General features: G+C 36.7%; 8 protein-coding genes. All 8 read right to left on the reverse strand.

The features are described from left to right. Nucleotides 1-7: 7 nt before the first annotated feature. The gene (gene carB / locus AC37UB_RS01910; protein ID WP_490685251.1) at nt 8-3,187 is read right to left on the reverse strand and encodes a carbamoyl-phosphate synthase large subunit; all 3,180 of its coding nucleotides are present in this window, start codon (nt 3,185-3,187) and stop codon (nt 8-10) included. Continuing rightward, complete coding sequence (locus tag AC37UB_RS01915; RefSeq protein ID WP_490685252.1) at nt 3,180-4,262, reverse strand: carbamoyl phosphate synthase small subunit; 1,083 nt, start codon at nt 4,260-4,262, stop codon at nt 3,180-3,182. Before AC37UB_RS01915 ends, carB begins: the two co-directional genes overlap by 8 nt. Nucleotides 4,263-4,266: 4 nt before the next feature. Next, entirely contained in the window at nt 4,267-5,550 is a 1,284-nt protein-coding gene (gene pyrC / locus AC37UB_RS01920; RefSeq protein WP_490685253.1) for a dihydroorotase, read from the reverse strand. Nucleotides 5,551-5,560: 10 nt separating this feature from the next. After that, entirely contained in the window at nt 5,561-6,487 is a 927-nt protein-coding gene (locus AC37UB_RS01925; protein ID WP_118249605.1) for an aspartate carbamoyltransferase catalytic subunit, read from the reverse strand. 15 nt (nt 6,488-6,502) lie between these two features. Beyond that, nucleotides 6,503-7,795: a solute carrier family 23 protein gene (locus tag AC37UB_RS01930; protein ID WP_241699027.1), complete on the reverse strand. Its 1,293-nt coding sequence runs from the start codon at nt 7,793-7,795 to the stop codon at nt 6,503-6,505. 137 nt (nt 7,796-7,932) lie between these two features. Continuing rightward, the gene (gene pyrR, locus AC37UB_RS01935) at nt 7,933-8,472 is read right to left on the reverse strand and encodes a bifunctional pyr operon transcriptional regulator/uracil phosphoribosyltransferase PyrR (RefSeq protein WP_071456897.1); all 540 of its coding nucleotides are present in this window, start codon (nt 8,470-8,472) and stop codon (nt 7,933-7,935) included. A gap of 199 nt (nt 8,473-8,671) precedes the next feature. Then, nucleotides 8,672-9,577, reverse strand: coding sequence for an RluA family pseudouridine synthase (locus AC37UB_RS01940; RefSeq protein WP_241699028.1), 906 nt, complete (start codon nt 9,575-9,577; stop codon nt 8,672-8,674). 115 nt (nt 9,578-9,692) lie between these two features. Next, on the reverse strand, nt 9,693-11,111 hold the full coding sequence (locus tag AC37UB_RS01945) for a cation:dicarboxylate symporter family transporter (RefSeq protein WP_241699029.1): 1,419 nt from the start codon (nt 11,109-11,111) through the stop codon (nt 9,693-9,695). Nucleotides 11,112-11,521: the final 410 nt, after the last annotated feature.

Consider the following 11,521-nt stretch of genomic DNA (forward strand, 5'->3'; position numbering starts at 1 on the left):
TCCTTTATTATAGTGATAATGCGGTAAAACTTCTTGCTTCCAATACTCTAAGAATCGCTTCTGCTGTATCAAGAGACGTCATAAGTGGCACACCATTTTCTACCGCCGAACGTCTGATTCTAAAACCATCTGATGTTTCTGTTACGTTATTTCCTGTTGTATTGATGACTAGGTTCACTCTATTTGAGCGAACGCTATCAATGACATTAAATTGATTGGTTTCAGCAATTTTAGCGACTGTCTCAACAATTAGACCTTGATCTGTTAAATACTTACTTGTTCCTTCAGTTGCTAACATGCCATACCCAATATCTGAGAATCGTTTGGCTAACGCTAGAGCTTCTTCTTTAAAATCATCTGATATAGTAAATAGGACATTTCCATAATCAGGTAAATGCATGCCACTTGCTTCAAATGCTTTGTAAAGAGCTTTTTCCATTGTACGATCTGTTCCCATGACTTCACCAGTTGATTTCATTTCTGGCCCTAATTGTGTATCCACTTCATGAAGTTTTGCAAATGAGAATACTGGTGCTTTCACATGAACCATTGGGCTTTCTTTATATAATCCTGGTTCATAACCAAACTCTTTCAATGTATGACCTAAAATTAATTGTGTCGCAAGTTTGGCCATTGGGATATCTGTTACTTTACTCAAGAAAGGAACTGTTCGGCTAGCACGAGGATTTACTTCAATCACGAAGACGTCTTCTCCTTGGGAGATAAACTGGATATTCATAATGCCTTTACAGTTTAACCCTTTGGCTAATTTTTGGGTGTAGTCAACAATTTTATCAATCACTATTTGACTAATTGTTTGTGGTGGGTAAACTGCCATTGAATCTCCTGAATGGACACCAGCACGTTCAATATGTTCCATAATACCAGGGATTAAGACATCTTCCCCATCACAAATTGCATCAACTTCACACTCTGTTCCAACAACATATCGGTCGATTAAAATTGGGTGCTCTGGTGATGCTTTTACGGCTTCAACCATGTAACGTTTTAAGTCTTTTGTGCTCCAGACAATCTCCATCGCACGACCTCCTAAAACATAACTTGGTCTAACTAATACAGGATAGCCAATTCTTTCCGCAATGTTTATCGCGTCAGCTTCATTAGTTGCCGTTGCTCCTTCTGGTTGAGGGATGCCAAGTTCTTGTAACGCCTGTTCAAACTTATCACGATTTTCTGCTCTATCTAAATCTTCTAACGTTGTTCCGATGATTGGAATATCATGTTTTGTTAAACCTTCTGCTAAGTTAATCGCTGTTTGACCACCAAACTGAACGATAACGCCTTTAGGTTGTTCTAACTCTACGATGTTAAGCACATCTTCTAATGTTAATGGCTCAAAGTATAGTTTATCTGAAATTGAGAAGTCAGTTGATACAGTTTCTGGATTGCTATTGATAATAATCGCTTCATAGCCCTGTTCCTGAATGGCTTTAACCGAGTGAACTGTCGCATAATCAAATTCTACCCCTTGACCGATACGAATTGGACCAGATCCAAGTACAATCACTGATTCTTTATCTGTTCTTTCGCTTTCGTTTTCTTCTTCATATGTACTATAGAAATATGGGGTTTCTGAAGCAAATTCTCCAGCACATGTGTCCACCATTTTATAAACTGGTAAAATCTTATTCTCAGTTCTGATATTTTTTACGTCTTCTGCTGTCATATTCCATAATCTGGCTATCACAACATCTGCAATACCATAACGTTTTGCTTCTTTTAATACCTCGATATCGTTTGGGTTGTTTGACAATGCATCTTCTAATTCAATGATTCGTTTGATTTTATCTAAGAAGAAAATGTTAATTTTTGTAAACTGAGCAATATCTTGAATCGTCATGCCTCGTCTAATACCTTCTGCGACTCTGAATAAACGGTCATCTTTTGCTTCAACCATTTGTTTGATTAACTCATCATCTGACAGGTTTTTTGATTCTTCTGAGTCGATATGATGTAACCCAATCTCTAAAGATCTCACCGCTTTTAATAATGATTCTTCAATCGTACGACCTAGCGCCATAACTTCTCCAGTTGCTTTCATTTGGGTACTTAATAATCTATCTCCATGTTCAAACTTATCAAATGCCCAACGTGGAATTTTTGATACGACGTAATCTAATGCTGGTTCAAACATCGCGTACGTTGTTTGTGTTACTGGATTTTTCATTTCATCAAGTGTTAAACCTACCGCTATTTTCGCTGCAATTTTTGCAATCGGGAATCCTGTTGCTTTACTTGCTAAAGCTGACGAGCGACTCACTCGAGGATTTACCTCAATGACATAATAGTCATAACTATCTGGGTTTAAGGCTAACTGAACGTTACATCCACCTTCAATTTCAAGGGCTTTAATAATTTTTAGTGACGCATCTCTTAATAGCTGAACTTCAACATCAGATAATGTTTGGCAAGGGGCAAACACGATTGAGTCTCCAGTATGAATTCCGACTGGGTCGAAGTTTTCCATGTGACACACCACAATCGCTTGATTATTTTTATCTCGCATCACTTCAAATTCGATTTCTTTGTAGCCTGCAATACTTTTTTCGATTAAACATTGGTCAACGGGAGAAAGGCTGATACCATTTTTTGTAATCGCAATTAATGACTCTTCATCTTCACACATTCCTCCACCTGTTCCACCTAATGTGAAAGCTGGACGAACAATTAGAGGATAGCCAATTTTCTTACCAAATTCTACCGCTTCTTCTACTGTATGAACAATCACACTTTCAGGAATTGGCTCATTTAACTCTTCCATTAATTGTTTAAATAAATCTCTATCTTCTGCCTGGTCAATGGCACTGATTTTAGTTCCCAAGAGTTCAATCCCTAATTCTTCTAAAATCCCTTTGTCATTTAACTCAATCGCCATATTTAATCCTGTTTGACCTCCAAGTGTCGGAAGGATAGCATCTGGGCGTTCTTTTCTTAATACCTTTGTGACAAATTCTAATGTGATAGGCTCGATATACACTTTATCAGCAATGCCTTTATCCGTCATAATGGTCGCTGGATTGGAGTTGATTAAAACGACTTCATAACCTTCTTCTTTTAACGCAAGACACGCTTGTGTTCCGGCATAATCAAATTCAGCAGCTTGTCCGATTACGATTGGTCCTGAACCAATCACTAGTATTTTTTTAATATCATCTCTTTTAGGCATCTTGATTCCCCCAGTTTTCCATTAATTCAATAAATTCATCAAAAATTGATACTGCGTCATGTGGCCCAGGTGCAGCATCTGGATGAAATTGCACTGAAAAGGCTGGATGATTTTTATGTTTAACTCCTTCAACTGATCCGTCATTAATATCAACGTGAGTTAACATTAATTCTGTTGTATCTAAACTATCAAGTGACACGGCATACCCGTGATTTTGAGAGGTGAAGTACACTGAGTCAGAGGCAATCTCTCTGACAGCATGATTTCCGCCACGATGTCCAAAACGCATTTTATACGTATCAGCACCATTTGCTAAACTTAGAAGTTGATGACCTAAACAAATACCAAAAATTGGGACCACACCTTGAATTTTTAAAATCGTTTTTAACGCGAGTGGTAAATCTTTTGGATTTCCTGGTCCATTTGATAGCATCACGCCATCAGGTCGATAAGATAAAATCTCTTTTGCAGTTGTGTCATAAGGAACAACTGTAATATGACAATCGCATTTGATTAATTCTCTTAATATACTTTGCTTCATGCCAAAATCAATAATCACCACGTTTGCACCCGTTCCTGGAATGCTATAAGGTTTAGTAGTTGAAACAGCTTGGACTTGTGTTGACGGTAAAACAGTCGCTCTTAATTGGTCGTAAGCATGGTTTATGTCAGACACAACATCTATAATGCTTGCCTTCATTGCCCCTTTTTCACGAATTTTTTTCGTTAACGCACGAGTGTCAATCCCGCTGATTCCTGGAACACCTTTTCGTTTCAAGAATTCATCTAATGTTGCTTGTGAGCGCCAGTTTGATGCTACTCTAGCGACATCTCTGACCACAACAGCAGAACAAGCTGGAGACATAGATTCAAAATCATCACGATTTATTCCATAATTTCCAATTGTTGGATAAGTGAATAATAATATTTGCCCTTTAAAACTTGGATCCGTCATCATCTCTTGGTATCCACTCATTCCTGTTGTAAATACTAACTCACCAGTAGCAGAATTTGGCGCACCAAATCCTTCTCCTTCATAACACGTTCCATCTTCTAAGATTAACAATCGCTTCATTTACTTACGCCTCCTTTTTATTCCAAACCAATTTCCCTTTTACAAAGGTATATAATGTGTCTCCAACAACTTTTTCTCCACTAAATGGCGTATTATGTGATTTTGAAACAAACTCTTCAGGTATGACCACTTCTTCATCTAAGTCAAAGATGGCAATATCCGCATCTGCCCCAATATTTAATGAGCCTGTTTCTAAATTAAATAGTTTTGATGGTGCTTCTGTCATCCAATACACCACTTGCTCTAGTGTAAAACGATTTGTTTTAACAAAGTGCGTGTACATTAAAGCAAAGGCTATTTCACTGCCCACGATTCCAAATGGTGAGTCAATCATGCTTTGATTTTTTTCTTCGTGGCTATGTGGGGCATGGTCTGTAGCGATACAATCAATCGTTCCATCCAGTAATCCATCGATTAATGCTTGTTGATCATCAGTCGCTCTTAGTGGCGGATTCATTTTAAAGTAACCATGATCATGTGTGATATCACAATCTGTCATGATTAAATGGTGCGGACACACTTCACACGTCACATGAATACCATGTTTTTTCGCTTGTCTGATGACTTCAACACTTTCTTTGGTTGAAACATGACAAACATGATAATGAACACCTGTTTCTTTTGCTAATAACACGTCCCTAGCAATTTGTGATGATTCAGTCGCACTCATAATACCAGGTAAGCCTAACTCTTTTGATTTCTCACCTAAATGCATCACGCCACCAAATAATAAACTCTCATCTTCAGTGTGGGCCACAATCGCCATATCAAGTGCTGCTGCTTCTTTCATTGCTTCATACATGACTCCAGCAGTTTGCACACCCACACCATCATTTGTAAAAGCAAATGCACCAGCTTTTTTTAATCCAGCAAAGTCAACTAACTTTTCTGTGTTTAATTCTTTTGTAATAGGTGCATATTGTAAGATGTTTACCATGCTATCTTTTTCAATACGTTGATACATGTCTGTCAAACGCTCTGGTGTATCTGGCACTGGATTAAGGTTTGACATGGCACACACTGTGGTGAACCCACCTTTAGCCGCTGAACGACTACCTGTTTCGATTGTTTCTTTGTATTCAAATCCAGGCTCTCTAAAATGCACATGAACATCAACTAATCCTGGTGTTATCAATCCGTTTTTTGCATCAATAACTTGTTCAAAACTCTCTGCTGTTTCAGTAAACTGACCAAGCCCTTTGATTTTCCCTTCTTCAATCCATACATCGATAGGAATTAACTGATTTCTACTTGTAACCACTCGGCCATTTTTAATTAATGTTTTCATGTTCATCCTCCTAAGATTTTCCTTGTAAAATGGCTTCTAATATTGCCATTCTCATAAATACACCATTGGTCATCTGTTGCGTGATGCGTGATTGGTACCCTTCGACTAACTCATCAGCTAGCTCGACATCACGATTGACCGGAGCGGGGTGCATGATAATCGCTTTTTCTTTCATTTTTGTTGCACGTTTATTTGTTAAACCATGTTGTTGGTGATACTCTTCTTTTGAAAAACTTTCCCCTTCATCGTGACGCTCGTGTTGCACACGTAACATCATCATCACGTCTACTTTATCTAATACATCATCTATTGGTAAGTAAGTCCCGTATGCTTCATATTTCTTGTTGTACCATTCTTCTGGTCCACAGAAATAAAGATTGGCTCCCAGACGTTTTAACATCTTCATGTTTGAGTTGGCCACACGAGAATGCGTTAAATCGCCACATATCGCAATATTTAAATTGTCAAAATGTCCGAATTCTTCATATATAGTCAATAAATCAAGTAAACACTGTGTTGGGTGATTGCCACTACCGTCTCCTCCATTAATGATGGATGTCGTAATTGTCTTACTTTGAATTAATTCATTGTAATAATCTTCTTCCCAGTGACGAATCACACACGCATGCACACCGATTGCTGACATCGTCAACACAGTGTCATATAACGATTCGCCTTTTGATACTGAACTTGTTTTTGCATCAAATTCTATTACATCGATGCCCATTTTTTTCTCTGCGACTTCAAAACTTTTATGTGTTCTTGTACTGTTTTCAAAGAATAGATTAGCAACAAAATATTGTTGATTGGGTAATTGAGATTTCTCTCCGTGTTTAAACTGCTGTGCACGTTTAATTAATCCCATCACTTCTTGGTCACTTAATGATTCTGCCGTTAGTAAATGTTTTAAACTAATTCTCTCCGATGTAATAATCATTTGAGCCTCTCCTTTTTATTCTAATTCGCTTTTCGCTTTTTCAGGTAAAATCAAGTTCAGTATAATTCCAAACAATGTTGCCAGAGCCATACCAGAAACCGCTACTGCTCCAACTTGGAATGTTAATCCGCCGATTCCCACTACTAAGATAACTGAGGCAATCAACAAGTTGCGTTTTAAGTTAAAATCAATTTTATTATCAATCAAGATTTTCAATCCGCTTGAAGCAATCACTCCGAATAGGATAAAACTAATTCCTGCAATAACTGGGTTGGGAATACTTTGAATAATCGCGGTTAATTTTCCGACAAAACTTAATCCCATTGCAAGAGCTGCTGCCCCTCCGATGACAAACACACTGTGTACACGAGTAATCGCAAGAACCCCAATATTCTCACCATAACTTGTAACAGGAGGACCGCCAACTAAACCAGCGACGATTTGTGCTAATCCATCACCTTTAAGTGTTTTATCTAGACCAGGCTCTTTGAAGAAATCTCGTTTTGTTAATTTATTTAACACCATCAAGTGACCAATGTGTTCTGTCATCGTCACAAATGCGATAGGGGCCATGGTCACAATCGCGGTTAAGTAAAATTTCGGTGTGTAAGTCACAAACGGTGCTTGAAAGTCAGGTAAAGCAAACCATGCTGCTTGTCTAATTGGCTCAACATCGACAATTCCAACTGCAAGTGCGATAAAGTAACCACACACAATTCCTAGTAATATTGGAATAAGTCCCATAAACCCTTTAAGATACATGTTAAAGAAAATCGTTAGTGACATGGTAATCAAGGCAACTACAATGTATTTCACACTGTAAACTTGTTCGCCATTTGCTCCTACTGCATACATCGCTTGACTTGCTGCATTTCCAGCTAACCCAAGGCCGATTACCATGACAACTGGTCCAACCACAATCGCTGGAAGCAATTTATCTAACCAAGCTGATCCCGATCGCTTCACAATGACTGAAACAATTAAGTAGACAATCCCCGTTGTGATAGCTCCTAAGGCAACTGCCGGATAACCATCATCTTTCATTAACATTTGCATCGCTGCAATAAACGCAAAACTACTTCCTAAGTAAGCTGGTATTTTTCCTTTTGTTACGATGAGATACACAATCGTTCCAAGTCCTGAACTAAATAGGGCAATTCCTGGGTTAATACCAACTAATATTGGCACTAGTACTGTGGCACCAAACATGGTAAATAAATGTTGTAAGCTAAGCCCTAACCATTTAATTCCCTTCGGTTTATCATGTATGTCCAATACAACATCTGGGTTTCTATAGTTTTCTTTCATTTGACAGTCTCCTTTATAATAAAAAATCCTCGTTTCAGTTTTAGAAACGAGGCGCGCGAAAACAAGTTGGTGTTTGACTTTTTCCACCAATTGTTATTGCTTTTCCTAGTCTCTCTGTACTCGATTAAAAAGCTTATTTAATTAAGTTGTTTAATTTTGATCTCATCTTTACCATCATATTCTTCCACAGATACAATAATTTGTTCTGTTTTTGACGTTGGAATATTTTTGCCAACGTAATCAGCTCGAATTGGTAATTCTCTATGTCCTCTATCAACTAATACGGCTAATGAAATCTTTTCAGGACGACCAATATCCATGATAGCGTCTAGTGCTGCACGAATCGTTCTACCTGTAAAAATAACGTCATCGACTAAAATGACTTCTTTATCTTCTATTGAAAAGGGAATATTTGATGCATGTACTTCAGGTGTGTCGTGTTCATTGACATGATTATCATCTCTGTATAATGTAATATCTAGCTCGCCAACAGGAATGTCTTTTCCTTCTAATTGTTTTAATCTCTCAGCAATTCGATTAGCTAGATAAATGCCGCGTGTTTTGATCCCAATCAACACGATATCATCAATGCCTTTGTGTCGTTCAATAATTTCATAAGTAATACGTGTCAATGCTCGTTTCATTGTCATGTCATCCACTACTACTTTTTCAGTCATTAAAGTTCCCCCTAAATTTTTTAAACAAAAAACCCTCTCATCCATCAAAGAATAAGAGGGTTGTGTTTAGTCATAGTGATATAAGGATACAATGTCCCTTATCAATACATATTACACGCTCCTTCTTAGCCTCTCTGGACTACTCTTAAAGGACTGTTCTGTTTTGTTGTACTGAGTATAACGCACTCATATGTAAATATCAATCATTATTTTCGATTTCCTTCAATGTTTTTGTAAATATTTCTGGTAACTCAGAATCAAAGGTCATCAGCTCTCCTGTTGTTGGATGCGTAAAGGCTAATGTTTTAGCGTGTAAAAACTGCCCATTTCCTTTTATCGTTTTCTTAGGACCATATAGTGGATCGCCAACAATTGGATAACCGATATAATCCATGTGCACCCGAATTTGATGTGTTCGACCAGTTTCAAGGACACATTCAATTAATGTATAATCTAAAAATCGTTCTAATACGGTAAAATGAGTCACTGCTTCTTTACCATCTGCTACGATCGCTTGTTTTTGACGGTTGTCTTTACTTCTACCTATTGGTGCTTCGATTTTTCCTTTTTCATGTGGAATGACACCATGAACTAACGCCACATATTTTCTTAATGTTTTACGTTCTTTTAACTCATCCTGAAGCGCAATATGTGCCGCATCATTTTTTGCCACCATCAATAGTCCAGATGTATCCTTGTCAATTCGGTGAACAATCCCCGGACGGATCACATCATTAATACTTGAAAGTGATCCTGCGTGGAATAATAATGCATTAACAAGCGTTCCATCAGGATGACCCATAGATGGATGGACTACCATTCCTTGAGGTTTATTTACCACAATCACATCATCATCTTCATAAACAATTTCTAATGGAATATCTTGTGGTTCTAAGGTTAATTCTTTTGCTTCTGGTACCGTAATATCAACACGATCGTTTTGTTTCACTTTATAATTTGCTTTAACAATCTCTCCATTAACATTCACTGCCTCTTCTTTTAACCAACTCTGAATTTGAGAGCGTGAATAATCTGAAAAAACTTCTGCTAATACTTTATCAATTCTTCCTTTTTTATCTTCTACTACATAATGTAATTGTGTCATTGATTATCTCCTTCATTTAACTTGCTCACTTAGTTTATCATAAAACTGGTCGCTATTCACTAATACAATCATGATTTTAGATAAACAAAAAAGAGACGATAAACGTCTCTTTTTATTATTCATTAATTTGTGTATGATTTGATGGCATATTGAACTGATCTTTATCAAACGTGCCTTCCCATTTATCTACGACTACCGCAGATACCATACTTCCGGCAACGTTTAACATGGTACGCCCCATATCAACAATTGGGTCAATACCAAATATAGCCCCAATACTTGAAATAGCAGAACCATAACCTAATCCATTTAATGTAACAGTAGCAGCAACGGTTGCTGTTCCTGGTACACCGGCAATACCGATTGAACCTACTGTCACAACAACCACAACAAGCACAAAGAATGAAAAGTCCATAGTAGCTCCCGCTGCTCCAGCAACTAATGTTCCAAGCATGGCAGGGAATACTCCGGCACATCCATTCATCCCAATTGTTGTTCCAAGTGTTGCAACAAAGTTTGATGTTTCACCTGATACACCCATGTCTTTTTCAAGTGTTTGCAAAGTATAAGGTAATGTTCCTACGCTTGAACGAGAAGAAAAAGCAAATAACAATGTATTAAAAGCTTTCTTGTAGAACATAACTGGATTGACACCCATAAAACTTAAAATAACAACATATACCAATAACATAATGATAACTCCTGTATAAAGTGCCGCTATAAATCCTAGCATACTAACAACAGATTGGATACCATTTGAAATAATAGTGTTACTTACAAGAGCTACCACACCATATGGCATTAATTTAATAACGTTTGTCAAAACAGAATTAACTGTAATACGTAGCGAATCTAAAAATGTCACAAAAGGAGCTACTTCAGTCGGTTTTTTAACCTTTAAGAAACGAATTGCACTGGCAAACATCGCTGCAATAATAACAACCGATACGATACTCCCATTGTTTCCCATTACACTAATAATATTATTAGGAATTAAATTTAAAAAGAATTCAGGAAAACTTTGTGAGGCAATATTATTCATAAATTCTGTCTTTTGTTCCGTTAAGTCTCCAGCAAAACTAGTCGCATTTAAATTAAATAGCTTAACAACTAAAATACCAACAATCGCAGAAATAGCTGTTGTGCTTAATAATGTAATGAATGTGCGACCTGTTAAACTTCGAATACGATCACCTCGTACATCCACAACAACTTTAATAATAGATAAAAAGACGACAGGAATAGCAAGTAACTGAACTAGTTTTAAAAACCCTGTCCCAATAAGTCCAAACCATGCAGATATTTCTCCTCTAGCATGATCAATGTAAATACCATTTTTGTTACTGATCATATCAATACCAATCCCTAGTACTAGACCAATGATCAAAGCGATAATCATGCGTTTAGAAAAACTTACTTTTTTGTCTTTAAGCATTTTTAAGCACACCATTGCCGCACCTAACAATACAATAGCAATCAACGTGTAAAAATTACTCACTTTAAGAAATTGTGAGAAAAATGGAACATCTATCATGAATATCATCTCCTTTTTTACCAGTCTACACTGATAGAATCATTTTTTAAACTCATTTGTTTCAAAATATTTTCAGAAAAATTATTTAATAAGAATCATTTCAACTTTTAACAAAATCTTTTTGAGAATATACTACTTTAAAAAGTGGATTTTACAAATGTTTGTTATGATATCAATAAATCAATTAAAATACTCTAAATAAAAAAACATGTCAATTGTACGATTACATAAAGCCCTACTCTATACCTTATAATCTCACAAATCATTTTCCATACTTACACTGTTTATCCTTCAATCATATCTGAACTCATTTATTTAACTTAAACATTTATCAGAATTTAACCTGATGTAAAAATTCAACGTTTAATTCACGATATATAATAAAGAACAATAGATTCAAGTAATGTCCA

The organism is Vagococcus changpingensis, assembly GCF_058211775.1.